This is a genomic window from Psychrobacter sp. 72-O-c (genome assembly GCF_904846605.1).
Classification (GTDB): domain Bacteria; phylum Pseudomonadota; class Gammaproteobacteria; order Pseudomonadales; family Moraxellaceae; genus Psychrobacter.
Window position 1 is genome coordinate 1 of the sequence record NZ_CAJHBI010000008.1, and the last position, 20,598, is coordinate 20,598.

Here is a 20,598-nt window from a genome sequence, read left to right on the forward strand (position 1 = left end):
TCTTTGGAACACCCTTTTTCCAGTCTTGGACTGTTTTGGTGCTAATATTAAAGTCTTGGGCAACGCGGCGTACCGTTTGCCCTGCTGCAATCTTGCTTAATACGAGTTGTCGAAAATCATTTGAGTAGGTCATTTAGGTATTGTAGTTCTTTTTTGGTTTATTGACTATACATACTTTTGACTTTGAATCGACTAAAAAATAGTCGCTGTCAGTGCTATGGTCGAATGTTCAACACGACCTATTCGTATGAAAAAATACTTATAGTAATTACGGCAATAAACGCTTGGTATTCCAGCTTGCTACATTATTTCTACCATTGTCACTATCAGTACTCCGCGTATAAACAATACGGTCATGCATCCGATTAGCACGACCTTGCCAAAATTCAATCTCATTGATGGTAATCTCATAGCCACCCCAAAATTCGGGCGTTGGCACTTGAGTATTTTCTGGATAATCAGTTTGTAGCTGGTCGAAAGTCTGTTCCATAACTTCTCGATTAACAACTTCACCACTTTGCGGTTGGCTAACCCAGGCACCTACTTGGCTATCATGTGGACGCTTTTGAAAGTACATAGCTGATTTGTCGGCATCTATTTTTGCAATGCTACCGCTAATACGAATTTGACGCTCAAGCTCGTGCCAAAAGAACAGCACTTCTGCATTGGGGTTCTCAGCAATATCTTGACCTTTAGCACTTTCATAGTTGGTATAAAACACAACGCCAGTCTCAGTAATCTCACGCATTAATACAATACGCACACTGGGTTTATTATCTGCGCCACAAGTAGCAAGACTCATCGCATAAGGCTCTTGTACTTGTTGCTCGGTCGCATCGCTAATCCAACCTTTTAATAGTTCAAACGGTGATGCAGGAATTGACTGCTGGTCAAGAACACCTTTTTCGTACGATAGCCGTTGATCGGTAAAATCCATGCTCATAACTATTCCTTGATTGATTCTCAGCCTAAATTTCTGATGTGTTTGTTTCCTTCTTTGCAAGTATAACAATATTTCTCCGATTTACTCATTTTACAAACAAGATTGAGCTATGCTGAAGAAACCTTAGAGACAAATTGTGTCTCTCATTGTAAGTAACAAGGTAAGTTTTTGTGGCTACCGTAGATACCGGCTCTTTTTAGGCCGCCATTCGCCGCTTGATGCTGACAGTCGACGAGCTGTGTGTTTCCCAGTGACTGGCACTCTGATGGACGAAAGAAAGAAGAAGAGATAGTTTGTTTATCATTACTGGTAGGATAGCTATTAAATGAGTGGGCAGGTCAAAGTGCTTGAGAAGCAGTCTGTTGAGAGCCATAGCCTAAATTATTATCGTTAGAACTTATAACAGACCCAATTCTTGTTTTCTATCCTACCAAACCGTGCATCGCTATATTTGTCTTTTATAAAATTGAAGCGGAAGCGGACGTGTACACCTTCCTTGTCTATTGAGGCATACCAGTACTCGTCATTAGAGCCTGTCATTAATTTAAAACATTTGTCGTTCATGAATTCGCCTACTGTGTAAATCTCTCCTTGTACGTAACAATCATTACCACTCGTACATATAAGCTTATCGCCCGTATTTATCATGTTTTCCTCTCTCATTTGTTCAGTGAATAAATATCTAGATAATTCGATCTCATCGTTAGAGATTTTCAAGCTTAGATATTTTTTTAGGCTCAACAGAAAAATTTGACATACGACATTTTACTTTATATTCGTATTAACGAATATAACAACTTATTAGGTAGTAATGAAGTCGATTTTTGTTTTAATAATTAAAATTTTGAGAATGTATAAGATAAACAGCTAAGTTCTTGTTTAACTCAGAGTTTCAACTGGCGTAATGGGTATTTTGATCACTATGATTAAAAGCTATTTTCTATAGTGGCGTCATAAATCCGGACAGTTTTGAAGAAATTGTATTAGAGGATGTATAGAATTGAGCAAGTGTCAAAAAAATAAGCAGCGCCTTACCCTATTGTTTACCACAATAGAGTAAGGCACTGCTCAATGGTACAACTGATGTTCAGGATAATAACGCACTATGATAGTGAATGGTTGTTTGTAGAAGGTAATATGATTAAAGCGCCGCATTACCACTACAATAACGATTAACCAGTTCTATCTTATGGTTATGGTTTTTAGCCAATATAGTGCCATTAAAGACTAGGTAATCATCAGAGTCAGGTACAATATCTTGTTTAGCTTGCTCCCATACTAGACTAGATCTTAGTTTGTTACCTCTAAGACAACGGTTAATACGAGCATGGCTGGTATTTTTAGGATGATGATCCGCATAGTTGGTGATAGTGTAGTTGACTCACCATCAAGTACTGGCAATACGTATTAGTTGCTGCGTAAGTCCTAATTACTCTATAGTCGATTCAATCTAAAAACGATACCGTGCTACTGAGATGCATTTTTTGCAGCCTCTGTCCCGCTTGCGAACAGCACACAAGAAAAATTTATACCAGTAGCACGTTGCTGTACACGATTCTCTTTTATTGTAAACTAACTATATATGCGTAACATTCAAGCTGCTAAAAACTCTAAGCCAAATTAATCTCGTCCTTATCATAACCTGAGTATTATTATGACTATAGAAAATAACGATGCTACCAATACAACTGATACTAATTTAAATGATTTAGAAAAAACATTAAACGATACACTGTTTGAGAGTTTCAATGACGGTTTGTATATCGGTATGATGTCAGGCACTAGCTTGGATGGCATGGATGCAGTGCTCTGTCAGTTCAATTCCGATGTTAGTGCTGATGAGAACGCAGAGATGCCCATGCAACTCTTGGCCACTTACAGCCAAGACTTTCCCAAGCGTTTACGTGAAGTGCTACTGGCTTTATGTCAGCCAAACGGGATAAAAGACTTAATTTCACAAGACGATGAGCCTGATGATAAATGTGGTGAATTAGATTGGTTCGGTTGGGCAAGTCGCCTGTATGGAGAGTTTGCCAGTGAAGTGGTTAATACTTTATTACAGCAAGCTGATATTGACACAGAATCAGTATTAGCGATTGGCTGTCATGGACAAACGGTTCGCCATCGTCCGCAGATGGGCTTTAGCCTACAACTGGTCGATGCCAACATTATCGCTGAGCGCACGGGTATCAGTGTGATCAGTGATTTTCGCCGCCGTGATATGGCGGTCGGTGGGCAAGGTGCACCTTTGGTTCCCGCCTTTCATCAGGCATTATTTGCGGCAACGGATAACACTCGCGTACTGCTCAACTTGGGCGGCATTGCCAATATAACGGTCTTGCCAGCCGCCTCTATTTATGAGCAGTCTAGCAACCAAAATGATCAGCAAACCGATAGCGAGATTGTTGGTTATGATACCGGCCCCGCTAACTTATTATTGGATGCATGGGCGGCGCTACATACGGGCAAAAATTATGATGCTGGCGGTGCATGGGCGCAAACAGGACAAATTATTGAGCCGCTGCTCACACAGTTATTAGCACATCCATTTTTTGCTAAATCTTATCCTAAAAGCACTGGACGTGAAGACTTTAACTTAGCGTGGCTACAAGCCGAGCTACAGACATTTGATCAAACAGCCGCCAATATTCGCTATTCGTCAGCCGATGTGCAAGCGACACTTACTGAGCTGACTGCAATAAGCGCCAGCGTACAAATCAAACAATTTATAAAAGATGATGATGGTACTGCAAATAATGTAATAAGCGCAGTATACGTTTGCGGTGGTGGCGCGCTTAATGATTATTTAATGACCCGCCTGCAAGCACATCTTCCCCTCTGTACTGTAGAGACCACCGCAAGCTTAGGACCAGATCCAACATGGGTGGAAGCGGTCGCTTTTGCATGGCTTGCGCGGCAGACGCTAATGGGAGAAACGGGAAATCTACCAGCAGTGACTGGTGCTAGTAAAAATGTAGTATTGGGACAGGTTTGTTTTGCTTAGCTTTTTATTCAGTATTTTTATTTTACCTTATCGACCTCGTTAGTTACTTTAAGTTTACAGCCGTAAACTAATGTGTTTTATAATGGTTGCTAAAATACCGATATAACGCTATAAACAATATAGCGTGACAGCCTAGTAACTCCATAACAATAACCGTATCACATTAGCAAAATACCATTCTTTTAGGACCGCAACAAATATAGGATATATCGCATGAGCCAACATAGCAGTTCATCTACCTCGCAAGCCACGAATAGTGCTCCACCGCAGCAACAAAAACTGCGACAAAAGCCACCCCATTATGAGCGCTCTGATGAGACGCGAATAGTGGTCACGGGTATGGGTGCCGTTACGCCACTGGGGCTGGATGTCGGAAGCACATGGACAAGACTACTCAATGGCGAAAGTGGTATCGCGCAGATAACACATTTCGATGCTACTGAATATCGGGCTCAAATAGCAGGCGTGGTTAAGGGCTTCGATGCCAAGCAATACGTGAGCGCTAAAGACGCACGTCGCTACGATGACTTTATACATTATGCGGTAGCAGCAACGACTATGGCGCTGAAAGATGCCGGCTATATCGATGAGGTTAGCGCTGCTGATACCCCTGTAAAAAGCGTGGATCAAGAGCGTTTTGGCGTCATTATAGGGTCGGGTATTGGCGGTATTCAAACCATTGAAGACAGCTGTGCAATGCTAAATGATAAAGGTCCTAAAAAAGTCTCACCTTTTATTATCCCCGGCTCTATCGCTAACATGGCAGCCGGTATTGTAGCGATTAAACACACCCTAAAGGGCCCAAATCTTGCCACTTCAACTGCATGCACAACTGCTACCCATGCTATTGGATTAGCCGCGCGATTGATTGCTTATGGCGATGCTGATGTGATGATTGCTGGTGGTAGCGAAAAAGGCTCAAGCCCTCTTGGTATGTCAGGCTTCGCGGCGATGCACGCGCTCTCTACTCGTAATGACGAACCAACTAAAGCCTCGCGCCCTTTCGATAAAGATCGTGATGGTTTTGTACTGGGTGATGGCTCGGGTGTAATGGTATTAGAGAGTTTGGCTCATGCCAAAGCCCGCGGCGCGACGATACTTGCTGAGCTGGTCGGATTTGGCATGAGTGATGATGCCAGTCATATTACCTCGCCCCCTGAAGATGGTAGTGGTGCAGCACGGGCGATGCGAAATGCGCTTAATGATGCTGGTATCGAGCCATCTGCTGTCGGTTATGTTAACGCGCATGGCACCAGCACGCCTGCGGGAGATGTCGCTGAATCAATAGCGATTGAGACCGTATTTGCTCCTGTTAAAGACAGCATCTTGGTCAGCTCAACCAAATCGATGACCGGTCATCTGCTAGGTGCAGCCGGCGGCATTGAAGCGATCTTTACCGTACTGGCCCTGCAACATCAGCAGGTACCCCCGACCATCAATTTAGACAATATTGAAGACCACTGTAACCTCGACTACGTCCCTCACCAATCGCGTAAAGTTGATAATTTACAGTATGCTGTCTCTAATAGTTTTGGCTTTGGTGGCACCAATGGTTCCTTAATCTTCGCGCGCTGGCCACAAAATCGTTAACCCCTAGCGTCGTGTGATGCTGTCAATGTAACGTTGGTGTCAGATTTGCTACGTTTGTCCCCTTGCAGCCCCTTATCGTACCTGCGTATGATAAGGGGTAATTTTTGGAACATTTATGGAAGAAATCATGTCAAGTTATTCATTTTCCCATCAATTCTATCAACGCTGGACACGTGCGCCGGAGCCCATACGCGCAGCGATCATTCAAGAGCTAACTGACATTACCAGCCTACTACAAACGGATACCCCGTTTGAAGAATTCGTTTTTAGCTCTCCTGATTTAGATGCTCATCTTAACGACCTCTATGAAAATCATAATGCCGAACAAGCGGTGGCCAGAGCCATTGCTGAGAAGCAAACACAACAGCGCGCTGCTGCCGAACAACAACGTTTAGAAGAAGAGCAAAAAAAGAACACGGAAGAGAAAGCAAAAGAAGAGGCTAAAGAAGCCAGGCTATTACAAGAAGCAGAAACTGCGCAAAAACAACAGGATAAAGTAGCGGCGTTAGAAGCCGATAAGATAACTGATACTCATATTAATACTGACACCAATATTAATACTGATAAAACGAGTATCGATAACCACAGCGCTGATGATAAAGCCAACGTCGCTAACGATAGCAGTATTCAAACGATCACCGATAAGCTAAGCCAAAGTCCAGCAATTGATTTATCTTTAAAGGACCTAAAATTAAGCGACACTCATAAAGACTTAATCCATGAGTTAGAGATGCACGTTGATGATTACTTAAGTGAACAAATGGCGCAAATGTCTGAGAATTTGAAATCTTGGCTACGTGCTGAGCTTACCCAGCAATTGACCCAACAACAACAATCGGTTGATATAAATAATAAGAAATAATACCGTTAAAAAGTAAGCCTGCTAATAAGAATAGCACTTAGTTAAATTTCTAAACAAAAAAGCGCCCAGTAAATTACTTACTGGGCGCTTTTTTACGTTACTTTTAGTATTTTAACAACGTTCTAATAGCTGTTTTATATTGCCTTTGTGCGCTCAGTCAGCCACTCAAGAGCAGCCCCTTTCACACGACCATTTAGCTCAGCATAGACTTGCTTATGATAGTCATTTAACCAATTTACTTCTACATCGCTTAATAATGACTTTTCGATTAAACGAGTATCGATTGGGCAATAAGTCACCGTCTCAAAATTAAGGAAGTCACCGAATTCAGTTTCTGTAGGCTGAGCAACGCGCTTATTGACCATCAAGTTTTCGATGCGGATGCCCCATTTACCTTCACGATATAAGCCCGGCTCATTACTTGAAATCATGCCCTCTTTCATCGCGCGCTCTTTAGGCGTGCTGGCACTGTAGGCAATCACTTGTGGGCCTTCGTGAACGTTTAAGAAGAAACCGACGCCATGACCGGTACCATGACCATAATCCATCTGCGCTTGCCATAATGGGGCACGGCAAATCGCATCAATCAATGGTGAGGCGATGCCATCAGGGAAGTTGGCACGTGCAAGCGCAACATGGGCTTTAAGCACGGTGGAGAAGTCGCTTTTGTGCGTGTCGCTCACGTGCCCAATACCGACTACACGAGTGATATCAGTAGTGCCATTTTGATACTGGCCACCTGAATCAATCAATAATAAGCCGCCCTCGCCCTTGCTAACATCAAGATAGCTGAACTTCTCTGGCGTTGCACGATAATGTGGCAACGCGCCGTTTTCATTAAAGCCTGCAATCGTCGGAAAGCTCGGTGAAACATAATGTGGCTGACGACTGCGCTTCTCAATCAACATACTGTCAACATCTAACTCGCTTAAGCGCTCGCCAGCATTTAGCTTTTGCTCAAATTCGGCAAAGAACTCACATAACGCGGCGCCGTCTTGACGCATAGCTTCACGTACATGGTCAATATCAGCATCTGACTTAACTGATTTGAGTAAAGAACTAGGAGCCATTTGCTCAATAAAGCCAATATCATCGACCATCTTAGATAGCGTGCCAACGGCAACTTTACTTGGGTCTAATAACAATAAGTCTTCAGGAGTCAAAGCGCCTAATGCGTCTTGTACAGCATCATAGCTAGCAAGAGTAAACCCGCTGTCTTTTAAACCTTGTTCAATATCGCTACTGATTTTATTATTATCGACAAACAACGTTGCCTTGTCGCTACTGATAAGCAAGTGAGATAAGAATATCGGATTATAATCGACATCAGCACCGCGCAAATTGGTCAGCCAGGCGATATCATCTAAGCTTGATAGTAGATGATGAGTCGCGCCCGCTTCCTTCATGCCTTCTCTTACCGCTGCAAGCTTTGAAGCTGCAGACTGCGCGACAAACTGGGCATCATGCGCATACAACTTTGCCATTGGTAACGCAGGACGATCAGGCCAAACGTTGTTGAGCACATCACGCTCAGTAATGAGGGTGACTTCATTGGCATCAAAAGCATTTAACAGCTTATCTTGCTCAGCGATAGACAGAACATTGCCATCAACCGCCACGCTATCACCCTCTTGCAAATGGTCAGCAAGCCAATCAATATGATTGGGCTGCTTTGGCGCCATCTTCTCTAAGCTGATACCAGTATCTTCTAATTGATCAGCAGCATGTACCCAATAGCGGCTATCTGTCCACAGTCCAGCAAAGTCAGCAGTCACGACTAAGGTACCTACCGATCCAGTAAATCCGGTTAGCCATTCACGCGCTTGCCAATATTCTGGCAAATATTCTGATAAATGCGGATCGGCTGACGGCACAATAATGGCCGTCAAGTCTTGCTCAACCAATGCTTGACGCAGGTTATCGATACGATCATGAATATTTTGTTTATTCATTGGGTTATTCCTTATTCATTTTTTAGAGAGGTTCTATCATGAGACGACTATAAGTAGTCTTTTTATTTAAGCAGTTGAACTTATATTTAGTAACGGCAAACACTATTTGAATTTAAGTATATAGTTCAATTTATTAAAACTACCAATTTATTAAAAAAAGTATCGAGAGTAACTGCTACACGATATAAAAAGATAGACAGATAAGCATAAGTACTACGCTATTACCGAAGAGTATTATTAGATGTTTGGGCAGATAGTAGGCTTTCAATAGCCTGATAGAAATATATAAGCAATTAGATAACAAAAACGTGCTACCAATTATGGCAACACGTCCTATCACACGTAAATTATGCGGTTGTCATTCACGAATATATCTTAATACATCTTATCAATTAGCTAAGCTGATCAGCACGCTCGCTCTTTTTAAGCATATTATTAACAGGCTTTGCTAATACTAATAATATAATGGCGGTAACCACCAAAAAGATCGTCATGGTCGTAAATAGACCCGGTAACCCTTCAATCTTATCCGCTGACACATGGCCACCGAAGAAAGCAGCAACCAAGTTACCCAGCGCTATAGAGGCAAAGAAAAGACCCATCATCTGGCCTTGCATACCCTTTGGCGCAAGCTTAGTCATTGCCGACAAGCCAACAGGACTGAGCGCTAACTCACCGAGGGTTAACAGGAATAGGCTACCCACTAACCACAAAGGTGACGCCAATCCACCTTCATTGGTCAAGATACTTTTAGACGCAAATATCATCAACGCAAAGCCGGCGGCGGCCAACAGCATACCAAGCGCGAACTTAGTCATACTACTCGGTTCAAGGCCTCGATTGCCAAGCTTGACCCATAGAATACTAGCGATGGGTGCTAACATTAAAATAAACAGTGGGTTTAGTGACTGAAACCAAATACTGGGTATCTCAAAACCTAAGACATTAAGATCGGTATAGTTATCGGCGAACAAGTTAAAAGAAGTCGGTTGCTGCTCAAAGCTTGACCAAAATAGCGTCGAGCCAACAATCAGGATGAAGCAGATTAACAAACGCAGCTTATCTGTTTTATCCAGTCGCGGTGACAGGAACATAACCGCAAAGTACAGTATGACCACAGCTGCAATGACATAAGTCATATACTCTGCGACCATTTCAGGCGCAAATGGCATGATGCCGGTACTGACCAAAATTGTCAGCAACGCCAAAGAGGCTAGGAACCCTATTACCCAGCGTCCCACATTTGTGAAACGGCCAGTCGTTTGTTCCCATTCAGGAGTAATTTTTTTGGCACGGGCATAACGATTCAAAGTTTTCTTAGCTGAAAAACGATAGATCAGCAACGAAACCAGCATGCCCAGACCACCGACACCAAAGCCCACATGCCACATGCCTTTTTCTTTAAACACCCCGACAATAAGCGCGGCTAATAACGCACCAATATTGATACCCATATAAAATAAAGTAAAGCCGCCATCACGGCGCGCATCGCTTTTGGGGTACAACGCACCAACCATCACTGAGATACAGGTTTTGAATAAGCCTGAACCCAAAACAATACACATCAGACCTACGAAAAATAGCGTCATACCAAACATAGCAGATAGCGCAATACACAAATGACCAAGGGCAATAATAATACTGCCCCACCAGAGTGCTCTTTCCTGACCCAGCCAGTTATCAGCCAACCAACCACCAGGCACGGCTGCCAAATAAAGGGAGCCGGCAAAGATACCATAGATAGCAGAGGCAGTTACTTCATCAAAACCAAAACCGCCGCTACCGACGGTCGCCACCATAAATAAGACCAGTAGCGGACGAATACTATAATAAGAAAAACGTTCCCACATCTCTGTGAAAAATAACGGACGTAGCGGTTTAGGATGCCCCATAAACCCATCTTCTAGCGCTGCCAATTCGGCGGCGCTAAATTCTGATTGTGACTCTGTACTCATGACTTTATTCCTTTAAAGATTATTATTATATGACCAAACCCTTAATTATTCTGATAGGCGGTCATATGTGCGGGTTATTGTTCAGCTAAACTGACTGCAAGTAAAGAAAAAAATTGTTTATTAATTATACAAATACCCACAAAAAAACTCGCTTACCAATTACTGGAAGCGAGTTTGCGTACAACATTCATTTAAGTCATAACAAGTAGGAAGCATAGCAAGTAAAAATTATAATGAGCCAATAGCCCTTTATAACCTAAAAAAATAACCTAAAAATCTATTTATTCTGCAACGACCGTAGCACCATCTAAATCGCCATCAGCTTGTTCAGCAGTTAAGTCAGCGTCACCCACAGCGGCTTGGTTCACTGTCCCTTCAGCGGTTGCAGTGCCGGCTTCAGCAGTAATTATCGCATCGCCAGTACTTGGAGCAGGGGTGACCATCGCATCAGCTGCCGTATCTGGAGTAGTTGCAGCAGCAGTAACTGGAGCAACAGCTTCTACCGTATCAGCTTCAGCTGGCGCGGCATCTTCTTTAGCAATCACTACTGCTTCATCAGCGGCGACTGACTCTTCTGTAGGCTCAGCGGTAATATGCTCACCAGCTGGACGCAGCCAGGCTGAAATGCCAATAAGTAGGACAATACCTAAAAACAAGGCAATGCCAACTAGAGTAAACATTAACTCTTTTTTTGGATTGTTTTTAACGATATCTTCTGACATACCTTATCCACCTTGCGCAAAAAATATTTAATGTATTGGCCTATTATATCGCAATTTATACCGATTTGTTAAAACCCTTAACGATTTAAAGGAATTATTAGCAAAAATTTTATTCATCAAGCATTTATCATCATTATTGTCTATTTACCTAAGCGTGCACGAGTGTTTGAACGCTTGCCAAGATAGCTTAATAATAATAATAGGGCAATGATAAATAGGATGGGATAACTACCCATAAGCATGAAAGGGGTGTTGCCGACCCGTGCTTGAATATTACCCCGTAGGACGGTGCGCTCAAATTGCGGTGCGCGCTTAACGATACGTCCTTTATGATCGATGATAGCGGTAACGCCGGTATTAGTCGCACGCATAAACCAGCGACCATTCTCAAGGGCACGCATTTGTACCATTTGCAAATGTTGTAGCGGTCCTGCTGAAGTCCCAAACCACGCATCATTCGATATAGTCAATAAAAAGTCCGTATCGATGGCATTCTTACGAGTAGTATCAGGATAAGCCACTTCATAACAAACGGCAGCGCCTAGATTGTGTCCGCGTACTCGTAGCGGCGACTGCTGATCACTACCGCGACTATAGCTCATAATGTCTTGGCTACCGGCTAGATTGGGCAAAATATCTAATACGCCTTCGAACGGAATATATTCACCAAACGGTACCAGACGCTGTTTCTTATAGAGGCCATCGGCTTCTGCACCCAGTGCAATCACACTATTATAAAACGGTGGGTATTTGTCAGTACTGGCGTCGAATGCAGCTTCATCTTTATAAGGAATACCCGTGACCCATGTAGTATCAGTGGCATTGGCCATTTTGACCATTTCACTAATAAAGCCAATCGCCTCAGTCTGAAACATAGGAATAGACGATTCAGGCCACACCACAACATCGCGCCCCCATTCACTACGGGTCAAAGTCGCATAAATCTCTAGTGTTTTTACTTGAAATTCAGTGAGCCATTTTAGATCTTGCGGGATATTGCCTTGGATTAAGGATACTGATAAGTCAGGCGTACCTTTGGGCTTGGTCCATTGAGGATTGATCAGCCATAACGAGGTGCTAATTACTAATATTATTACCGAGACCAGCATATAACCGCCGCGGCGACGTAGTAGCTCAACCATACTGGCTGCCAATAACACGGCAACAAAAGAGACCGCAAATACGCCCGCAACTGGTGCTAAGGAAGACAACCAATACTGTTCAGTAAACGCATAACCGACGAATAGCCATGGAAAACCCGTGAATAGCCAAGTTTTCATCCATTCCTGTAATATCCAAAGGGCTGCAAAAGAAAAAGGCTGTTTGCCGACCATACGGTTAAAAATCAGCGCCAAAAAGCCATGAAATAACCCCATGCCTAGGCCCATCAGCGCGATCATAATCAGCGCTAGCCATGTCGGCGTGTCACCATAAACATGAATAGAGGTATATAACCAAAAGGCACCAACGCACCACAGCCCCGTACCGTATGCTTGACCGATGAAAAAGGCACGCTTACCAGTCATGTCTGGCATTAATAGCGCATACAGAATCGCTGGAGATACGATTGCCAATGGCCAAACGCCATAAGGGGCGAGCGCAAATAAAAATATCGCCCCTGCCAGCCAAGCAAGCAAAATAGTCAGACCAAGCGGTAAGCCTTTAGACTTATTAGCGTTCAGACGCTTTTGTAAATCAACCGTAGACAGGCGCATATCAATTATCCAAAATTATCAACTTTCAATACCAGCTCTTAAAATTCAAATCTTAGCTCATGGTTTAATTTGAGAAAAGCTTGCCGACTTGCATTTAAGCCCCTTAAATTAAGCCCGCCCATAATACCAGCCTGTACTGATAAATGGGTAAATTTGCGTGCTTTATATCGCTAACGCTAAACAGAAAAAAACACGACCGCAATCGTGTTTTTATCGTTTGAGCTTACTTTTAAAACTTACCTGAACGGCAATTTAATGGCTGCCTATCAATAACTGCTGATCAGGATCAGTTTTAGTCACCTCTAAATTATGAATAAAACGCCCTTCTACATCTATGACCGTAATTTGCCAGTCATCTATTTTTATACTCTCGCCTTCCAAATCACCCACGTAGCCAAGCGCTTGCATTACCAGACCGCCCATCGTATCGACGTCGGTGTCATCAAAATTACTGCCAAGCTCATCATTACAGTCTTCAATCACGGTAGAAGCTTGCACCCGCCAAGTATTAGGCTTTTCGGGATGGACAACAATATTATTAATATCACTGTCTTCATCGAAGTCGTCATGCTCATCGACGATATCACCGACGATCTCTTCCAACAAATCTTCCATGGTCACTACACCAGCGAAACTACCAAAATCATCAACCACAATCGCCATATGTACCTGCGTGCGCTGTAAAGAGCGTAGCAAGGTATCAGAACGCGCCGACTCACTGATATATAACGGCTGGCGTACTAAGTCTTTTAGGCGCTTGCTATCAATTTCATCTTCTTGATCCCGCACCATATGCACTAAGATAGGAATCAAATCTTTGGCCAACAAAATCCCGATGACCGCATCATCATCTTGACTGTCAAATACAGGATAGCGTGAATGGGTAGTATCAAGGATGATATCCATGACTTCAGCGAGGCTAGTACTTTCGTGCAGACCGATAACTTGCGGGCGTGGCGTCATGATTTCGCGTACTTGAGTCGCGGGTAGATCCAGCACACCCTCTAGCATATCGACAGTGTCAGGCTCTAAGAATTGGCGCGAGTGTTGCACCAAAAGAATCAATTCATCACGGGTTTCGGGGGCGGTCGATAGCCAGCGTTTTAAGCCGCGCATCGACCAACTACTCGGGCTGGGAGTGTCGTCAGACATGGTGTTGTGAGTTAACCTCTTTAGTTAATGACAGTTTATTGGTTAGTGACATTTAGTTAATGGCAGTTTTAATGATAATTAAAATAGTACATAAAACAATAAATGGGGACTAAAACGATAAATAAAACCGATTATCTCAACCTTAAAGACTAATAGGCCAGTTTAAATTAGCTTCACTTTATCGCAAGGCTGACAGACATTCAACGACAAATTTATCCAAATTGTATTGTCAGTGTGTTATAAATTTTGCTATGGTCAAAGCCTCTATTTATTTAGTCTACACTTATGTCGCCTCGTTCTTTTTTTTCACGTTTGCTATCGTCTCGTAAGACTAAGCCCAATCTATCGAACCCTACTGAAAATGGCAGCCATCAACCTCATACGTGGCGGCATCATCTTGTGCAATTTCTTATAGTGGCCGCGCTAGTATTGTCTGCCGTTTGGCTACTAATGGCAATTTGGTATCAATTTGGGTCGCATAGTCCAATATCTTGGTTAGTGACAGCAATGATAGTGAGTTTATTAACTTCTCTACTTACTTTGCGCTATTTTCCCAATATTTTTAATAATAAGCGGTCCAAAAACAAAACAGTTGAAAACAATGTTTCTAAAGGGAATGTTGATAAAAACACAGCTTCTAATAACATAGCTTTTAATAAAGGCACAACCACTAAAATTACCGCTACTAAATGGCTAGCTGTATTGTATACCACTGTTTGGCTAATCGGTGCAGGCTGGTTTATCTTTATTACACCTCAGCAGCAACGCGACTGGCAGCCCGATGTTAGTCAAAGGCTTTCTTATCAGCGCGATGCGAATAATCCTAATTTGATTACATTTACCAATGTACGCAACTTTGACTGGCATAGTACTGATGAGACTAGTGTCAATAAAACTAGTGCCAATAAAACTAGCAAGAAGACCGTTGAGCGCTGGGATACCCGTACTGTTGATCTGTCCAAATTATCCGGCGTCGATGTGATTAATTCCTACTGGATGGGACCACTGATTGCTCATACCTTAGTCAGCTTTCGCTTCGAAGATGATAGGCCATTGTCATTATCGCTAGAGATTCGTAAAGAAAATGGCGAATCATTTTCAGCGCTTGGTGGATTTTTTAAGCGCTTTGAGCTCAGCCTTATCGCTGCTGAAGAGCGAGATATTATTTATACTCGTACTAACGTGCGTGGCGAACAAGTTTATTTATTCCCTGTCAGCCATCTACAACAGCGCGAAGTACGGTCATTATTTGAGTCTTATTTAACCGTCGCCGATGAGCTCAATGCACAGCCAGCGTGGTATAACACTTTGACCAGCAACTGTACCAATATTATCTTTTATATGGCGCGGATCGTCAGCGGTGAGCGGCTGCCATGGGATTATCGGATTTGGGTTTCTGGTTGGCTACCCAACTATCTATATGACATAGGCATGCTAGACGCAGCTCCAGAGCAAGATGGTCAGCCATGGTCAATGGACAAGTGGTATGAACAGGCGCATATCAATCCAAAAGTTAAAGGCTTTAATAATGAATCATCTGCTAATGGCGATGGCGGTAAAATTAACAGTAACAGTGACTTTTCGAGCCAAATTCGTCAAGGTATCCCTATTCCACCTCTTGCCGACTCTCATGCCATACGGGTTAATCCCAATTGAACCAACAGCCGCTAAATAAATATCAGCTAAGGATTTACCCAATTGACTACTCGGGTTTCCATCTCTTCGTCCGACATACCAGTCTCAGTGACGCAGCGGCCTGCTATCCCAATATTAGCGGCGCGCATTTGCTGTTGAGTGGTCACTGCATTTTCGGTTAACAGCAGATGCCAATCTGGTAGCGCCTGCCCTTTATACACTCGCTTATAAGCGCAATGTTCCGGTAACCACATCATATTTGGCATCTTCTCAGCGGTCAGTTGAATACAGTCAGGCACATACTGCTGGCGGGTATCATAGTGCTGACAGTAACCGGTATCGCAATTCATCAACTGGCAGGCCACATCAGTATATTCAACTAGGTCTTCGTCAACATCACCATTCTCGTCTTCATCAATATATTTGATCAAGCAACAACTGCCGCAGCCATCACATAAGGCTTCCCACTCGTTATGATTTAGCTCGCTTAGCGTATAGCGCGACCAAAACTGCGGACGCAAGGGTTCAGTTGGCGTGCTGTCTGTGAGCATAGGCACGGCTGTCTCTGACTTTATATCCAATTTTATATCTGGATGAAAGTCTGAGCGGGTATCGGATTGATGTAATAAATTTAGCTTCATAAGATCGCAGTAGCATTTTGATAAAGAGCGTTACAGTATTATAGCTGTTTTTGACCGTTATGGGCGTTAAGGTAGTACCGGTAAGCAAATTGCATACTGATAAATACAAATGCATTAACAACATTCATGCTATAAAACTCAAAATATAAAAGGACAATAATATGTCAATTAAGACGTTTGAATTAATAAGTACCACTGAAAATGGCGTTCAGCTAGTCAGCTATGTCGCGTTGCCAGAAAACGCCTCAGATGATAATCCAGTAGCGGGTATTTTGGTCGCACCAGAATGGTGGGGCGTAGTCGAGCATCCAAAAACCATCACCGAACGCTTAGCCAAAGCAGGCTATGCCGCTGTTGCAATGGATGTATATGGCGAAGGCAAACTGACTTCTGATGCAGCTATGGCCAATATGTGGATGGAGCAAGTATTAGCAGACCAAGATATGCTCATGGCTCGCTGTCGTTTAATTCTTAATGACTTCAGTGATCAGCTAGCCGTTGATGGCGATAACTTAGCAGCTATTGGTTTTTGCTTTGGTGGCAAAATCGTCCTCGATATGGCACGCGAAGGCATGCCATTAAAAGCAGTAGCCACTTTCCATGGTAACCCTGAACCAAAACAGCCAGCAGATAACAAATTCAAAGCGAAGGTCCTAGTGGCTCACGGTCGCGATGATTCTATGGTGTCTATGGAGGCGATTGAAGGTCTTAAAAAAGAGCTAGACGCCGCTGAAGTTGATTACACCATTGATGTCTATGACGATGCCAAACATGGCTTCACCAATCCGAACGCAGATGAGCGTGGTGCCAAAAATAATGTTGATCTCGGCTATAATGAAACTGCAGCGAAGCAAAGCTGGGATAACATGCTGGAATTTATGAAAGCCAATTTAGGCTAGTAGTTTAAATCAGTATCTTAAACCAGTAACTTGAATCACTATTTTTAGATTGGTCGTAATGAATCTATAGCAGAGTATGCGAGTCATGCTCTGTTTTTTTATGGCAAAAAATTAACGAATATAAAAAAATTAAGAAGTATTCCAGCAAACTCTTTACCTGCATATCAATTCATAATCGCTACCCTTGTGCTTATCACTAAATAGCGTCATTATCCCCTCATTGTAGGATTAATTGAGTGGCATTGATGCTGTATTTTTTAATAGAATCATTAGGCTGGTTGGTGATTGTCTTTTTGCTGATCATTATGATTGTGCTATATATCAAGTTGCATCAGCAGCTTGCTAAGCTAAGACAGAATATGGCCCAACTGCAAGACGAGCTGCAACAACATAAGGATAGCGTTCGGTCATTAACATCGTCTCATGCTGCTCCCGAACCTGTACCCCATTCTCTAACTGATTCTGCGCCTAACTCTGTAGCTGTTTCTAGTGCTAAAACCACTCTCTTATCCATACCTACATCTCTACCATCCGCATTACCTTCGTCAAAACCTGAACCAATATCCACATCAAAATCATTACCACCACCAATACCAAATACTCTTGTATCAAACTCCCCTGCCCCTGAACACGCGGACAATAACAGCCATCAAATATTAAAAGAAAGGCCTACCGCACCTGTAGAGCCGGATGAGCATTCGCTACCTATGGTTACCTCGCTTTTCAATTCTATTAAAAACTGGTTTTTGGGTGGTAACTTAGTTGTTCGCGTCGGCGTGTTGGTGTTACTGGTGGGCGTAGTGCTGTTGTTGCGTTTATTAAGCGAATACATAGAAGTTCCTATCAGTCTAAAACTGGCAGCAATAGGAATTATAGGCTTGGCAATAGCAGGGCTGGGACTCAAGCTGGTATCAAAACGCTTTGCATACGGCATTACCCTACAAGGTACCGGATTGGCCATAGCTTATTTAAGCACCTTTTTTGCCTCTGATGTCTATCAGGTTATCGCCAGTCTGCCCAGTTTCATCGCGCTAGGGATATTATCTGCGGTAACCATTGCTTTAGCCGTACGCCAAAACGCCTTTCCTTTAGCCTTGCTGGCACTATCTGGTGGCTTCTTTGCACCAATATTAACCAGTACCGATACCGGTAGCTTGGCGACACTGTTTGGCTATTATCTGCTATTAAACGTCACTATTGCTATCATCGCCCATTATCGGCCTTGGAAAGTGCTCAATCTATTAGGCGTTGGCGTGACTTTTGGGCTGGCTTACTATTGGGGCGCTACTGAAAATTTAACAACAGCCATTCAAAGTCAGCGTTGGTCGTTGGTGCTGCTAGTAGCGCTACATTTACTGCTGTATTTATTCGTAGTCATCCGCTATGCGCAGCAGATAATTGCTTATAACGACAGTAATGAAAGTGGCGCTGACAGCCTTAATAAAACTAGTAATGAGACTGACGCTAAAAGCGCAAGCGAAACGGCTACTGCAAATAGCTCGTATCTGTTCCCTATTGATATTGGTCTGTTATTTTCAGTACCCCTATTGGCGTTTGGTTTATTTTCTGCGCTACTAAACGACATCCCAAACGCTTTGACGATTACTAGCATTGTCTTAGCGGCCATTTATCTAGGGTTAGGTTGGTTGTTTATTCAGCGCAGTCAGCGTTATGCATTAATTACCGAAGGTATGCTAGCATTGGGTTTTGGATTTTTGGCGTTGGTTATTCCGCTAGCATTGGATGCGGAATGGGTTGCGTTTGGCTGGTCAGTGCAAGGTTTAGCGCTAGTATGGTTTGGCAGACGCTCATTGCGAGCGTGGTCAGTATTATTTGGGCTATTATTGCAGTTGGTTAGCGTAGTACTTTTGGTATTCAAACTAGCGCTATCTATCGAGTATTATCCAACCCTAACCTTGTCTATTTCTGCCATAAGTGCCTTAGCTACCGTCTTTATACTACGCGTCAGCAATTCGCCTATTAATCAAAGCCGTGACTTGAGTCAGCAATCCAAGCCAGCCTCATCTCAAAACATAGCAATGGACAGCCTATCTAAATATTTCCAATCATTAGGAATTAGCACACAGGCCGCTCAACAATGGCTGTCCACTATTAATAGTCGAAGTATCGCTTTTAAAGTTACTTGGCAAAGCCCTGTACTCATGCGTCTCTCAACCCTTACCGCTACCGGTTGGTCGCTGTTTGTATTGGTTGTCGATTTCGATCAATGGCTTGCCAGCTGGCAGTTAGCAACCACTACGCTGATAGCAATGGCCACCCTATCTAGCCTAACTATTTATTGGCTGATTAATCATTACCGTTCGTGGAGCGAGATCAGACAGTTTAGCCATGGACTGTTTTTAATATTTTATCTGATGCTAGTACTACAATTGCCACAAAAATTTGAATTCAGTTATCAGTGGACGACTTTTAATTGGCTGTTATTTTCCGCATTGCTAATCGGCTGGCTAGTCGTTGGCCAACTGTGGTTAAGAACGTGGCATGCCCATCTCAATTCAAAACAATATGATAAATCGAGCTGGCTTGGTGCGGGAATCTTAATCATAGCGACAACAGTTCATTATGGTCTAGCAGATTCACAAGGTGTCCTAACCGTTCTTGTTCCGGTCGCTCTGATGTTGATAGGATTATGGTTCAATCATCGTTATCGTAGCATTCAAAACGAAAATACGACCAAACAACGTCCACGTTACTGGTTCAATTGGCAAAGCGCGCTCTTAGGCTGTGCTAAAGTTTTTGTTCCCGTGACTTTGTTTTGGGTCGTTATCAGCAACTGGTCTTATGATGGCGTGATTTGGGGACTGCCCTATTTTCCATTGATTAATTTATACGATATCGCTTTATGGTTGGTATTGTTATATGGACTTGGCGCTTATTACCTTAACCCACAGCGCTCTAATCAACAGCAAGCTAATAAAACTACCAATAACTTATCAAGTGGCATTTTGTCGAACGTCGATAGGAAACCTAGCTATCAGGTAAAGCCTGGTGACTCTTTGCTCATTCTGTTAGGGCTTATCAGCTTTTGGGTCATATCCAGCATGCTGGTCAGAACGTTACATTCCTATATTGGCACACCGCTTTGGGATGGAGGTTTGTATGAAAATAACGGCGGCGCATGGAACAGTGAGCAAGTGCAGACAGGTCTGACAATTCTATGGACGCTACTGGCATTGGTCGCCACTATTATTGCCAGTCGTTACTGGCAGCGAGCGCTTTGGTTTATGGGGATTGGTCTATTAGGCATTGTCGTGCTGAAGCTGGTGTTGGTTGACTTATCACAGACTGAAGCGATTTGGCGAGTGGTATCCTTCCTTGGCGCGGGTAGCTTGATATTACTCATTGGTTATTTGGCACCGTTACCACCAGCACGCGATGGCATAGCGAATAAAGCTTAATAAAGATTCAATAATAACCTCGTATTATGTCTGGATGAAATTGTAGCGTGAGTACTTTCGTTCTGTAGTAAACTGAACGCCATACCTGAAGGTAGCGTATTGGCTACTT

The 20,598-nt window shown here is 43.1% G+C and carries 14 protein-coding genes; 6 read left to right on the plus strand and 8 right to left on the minus strand.

Translation table 11 applies throughout. The features are described 5' to 3' along the window. Both JMX97_RS14000 and pdxH read right to left on the minus strand, forming a co-directional pair. Nucleotides 1-133 (minus strand): helix-turn-helix domain-containing protein (locus tag JMX97_RS14000; protein ID WP_201555421.1); only part of this gene is annotated, 133 nt, incomplete at its 3' end. Nucleotides 134-268: 135 nt separating this feature from the next. After that, nucleotides 269-937: a pyridoxamine 5'-phosphate oxidase gene (pdxH, locus tag JMX97_RS03935; RefSeq protein WP_201555722.1), complete on the minus strand. Its 669-nt coding sequence runs from the start codon at nt 935-937 to the stop codon at nt 269-271. Between the two features lie 1,660 nt (nt 938-2,597). Here pdxH and JMX97_RS03940 point away from each other — a divergent pair. From JMX97_RS03940 to JMX97_RS03950, 3 genes are all read left to right on the plus strand, one after another. Then, entirely contained in the window at nt 2,598-3,947 is a 1,350-nt protein-coding gene (locus JMX97_RS03940; RefSeq protein WP_201555587.1) for an anhydro-N-acetylmuramic acid kinase, read from the plus strand. A gap of 213 nt (nt 3,948-4,160) precedes the next feature. Continuing rightward, the gene (fabF, locus tag JMX97_RS03945) at nt 4,161-5,537 is read left to right on the plus strand and encodes a beta-ketoacyl-ACP synthase II (RefSeq protein WP_201555590.1); all 1,377 of its coding nucleotides are present in this window, start codon (nt 4,161-4,163) and stop codon (nt 5,535-5,537) included. Between the two features lie 127 nt (nt 5,538-5,664). Then, on the plus strand, nt 5,665-6,399 hold the full coding sequence (locus JMX97_RS03950; protein ID WP_227671449.1) for a hypothetical protein: 735 nt from the start codon (nt 5,665-5,667) through the stop codon (nt 6,397-6,399). A gap of 134 nt (nt 6,400-6,533) precedes the next feature. Here JMX97_RS03950 and JMX97_RS03955 read toward each other — a convergent pair whose 3' ends face one another. The 5 genes from JMX97_RS03955 to JMX97_RS03975 form a co-directional block, all read right to left on the minus strand. Further along, nucleotides 6,534-8,351 carry an aminopeptidase P family protein gene (locus JMX97_RS03955; RefSeq protein ID WP_201555592.1) on the minus strand — a complete coding sequence of 606 codons (1,818 nt, stop codon included), beginning with the start codon at nt 8,349-8,351 and terminating at the stop codon, nt 6,534-6,536. A gap of 392 nt (nt 8,352-8,743) precedes the next feature. Next, nucleotides 8,744-10,306 (minus strand): peptide MFS transporter, encoded by a 1,563-nt coding sequence (locus JMX97_RS03960; RefSeq protein ID WP_201555593.1) that lies wholly within the window; start codon nt 10,304-10,306, stop codon nt 8,744-8,746. A gap of 281 nt (nt 10,307-10,587) precedes the next feature. Continuing rightward, nucleotides 10,588-11,028 (minus strand): hypothetical protein, encoded by a 441-nt coding sequence (locus JMX97_RS03965; protein ID WP_201555594.1) that lies wholly within the window; start codon nt 11,026-11,028, stop codon nt 10,588-10,590. A gap of 140 nt (nt 11,029-11,168) precedes the next feature. Then, a complete protein-coding gene (lnt, locus tag JMX97_RS03970; protein WP_201555600.1) occupies nt 11,169-12,743 on the minus strand; it encodes an apolipoprotein N-acyltransferase in 1,575 nt (524 codons plus the stop codon). 252 nt (nt 12,744-12,995) lie between these two features. After that, a complete protein-coding gene (locus tag JMX97_RS03975) occupies nt 12,996-13,895 on the minus strand; it encodes a CBS domain-containing protein (protein WP_201555606.1) in 900 nt (299 codons plus the stop codon). Nucleotides 13,896-14,180: 285 nt separating this feature from the next. On the opposite strand from JMX97_RS03975, the gene JMX97_RS03980 reads away from it, so the two are divergent. Next, entirely contained in the window at nt 14,181-15,551 is a 1,371-nt protein-coding gene (locus JMX97_RS03980; RefSeq protein WP_201555607.1) for a DUF4105 domain-containing protein, read from the plus strand. 26 nt (nt 15,552-15,577) lie between these two features. Here the strand turns inward: JMX97_RS03980 and JMX97_RS03985 are convergent, their stop codons facing one another. Continuing rightward, on the minus strand, nt 15,578-16,081 hold the full coding sequence (locus JMX97_RS03985) for a YcgN family cysteine cluster protein (RefSeq protein ID WP_227671453.1): 504 nt from the start codon (nt 16,079-16,081) through the stop codon (nt 15,578-15,580). Nucleotides 16,082-16,332: 251 nt separating this feature from the next. On the opposite strand from JMX97_RS03985, the gene JMX97_RS03990 reads away from it, so the two are divergent. Together JMX97_RS03990 and JMX97_RS03995 are read left to right on the plus strand one after the other, a co-directional pair. Then, nucleotides 16,333-17,070, plus strand: a complete 738-nt coding sequence (locus tag JMX97_RS03990; protein ID WP_201555609.1) for a dienelactone hydrolase family protein — start codon at nt 16,333-16,335, stop codon at nt 17,068-17,070. Nucleotides 17,071-17,315: 245 nt separating this feature from the next. Further along, a complete protein-coding gene (locus tag JMX97_RS03995; RefSeq protein WP_227671452.1) occupies nt 17,316-20,489 on the plus strand; it encodes a DUF2339 domain-containing protein in 3,174 nt (1,057 codons plus the stop codon). Nucleotides 20,490-20,598 lie beyond the last annotated feature (109 nt).

What these genes read in the sequence shown, in the direction of transcription:
- JMX97_RS03965 (WP_201555594.1), bottom strand. Translation starts at nt 11,028, where the DNA reads ATGTCAGAAGATATCGTTAAAAACAATCCAAAAAAAGAGTTAATGTTT.
- lnt (WP_201555600.1), bottom strand. Translation starts at nt 12,743, where the DNA reads ATGCGCCTGTCTACGGTTGATTTACAAAAGCGTCTGAACGCTAATAAG.
- JMX97_RS03950 (WP_227671449.1), top strand. Translation starts at nt 5,665, where the DNA reads ATGTCAAGTTATTCATTTTCCCATCAATTCTATCAACGCTGGACACGT.
- JMX97_RS03985 (WP_227671453.1), bottom strand. Translation starts at nt 16,081, where the DNA reads ATGCTCACAGACAGCACGCCAACTGAACCCTTGCGTCCGCAGTTTTGG.
- JMX97_RS03960 (WP_201555593.1), bottom strand. Translation starts at nt 10,306, where the DNA reads ATGAGTACAGAGTCACAATCAGAATTTAGCGCCGCCGAATTGGCAGCG.
- JMX97_RS03980 (WP_201555607.1), top strand. Translation starts at nt 14,181, where the DNA reads ATGTCGCCTCGTTCTTTTTTTTCACGTTTGCTATCGTCTCGTAAGACT.
- fabF (WP_201555590.1), top strand. Translation starts at nt 4,161, where the DNA reads ATGAGCCAACATAGCAGTTCATCTACCTCGCAAGCCACGAATAGTGCT.
- JMX97_RS03995 (WP_227671452.1), top strand. Translation starts at nt 17,316, where the DNA reads ATGCTGTATTTTTTAATAGAATCATTAGGCTGGTTGGTGATTGTCTTT.
- JMX97_RS03975 (WP_201555606.1), bottom strand. Translation starts at nt 13,895, where the DNA reads ATGTCTGACGACACTCCCAGCCCGAGTAGTTGGTCGATGCGCGGCTTA.
- JMX97_RS03940 (WP_201555587.1), top strand. Translation starts at nt 2,598, where the DNA reads ATGACTATAGAAAATAACGATGCTACCAATACAACTGATACTAATTTA.
- JMX97_RS03990 (WP_201555609.1), top strand. Translation starts at nt 16,333, where the DNA reads ATGTCAATTAAGACGTTTGAATTAATAAGTACCACTGAAAATGGCGTT.
- JMX97_RS03955 (WP_201555592.1), bottom strand. Translation starts at nt 8,351, where the DNA reads ATGAATAAACAAAATATTCATGATCGTATCGATAACCTGCGTCAAGCA.
- pdxH (WP_201555722.1), bottom strand. Translation starts at nt 937, where the DNA reads ATGGATTTTACCGATCAACGGCTATCGTACGAAAAAGGTGTTCTTGAC.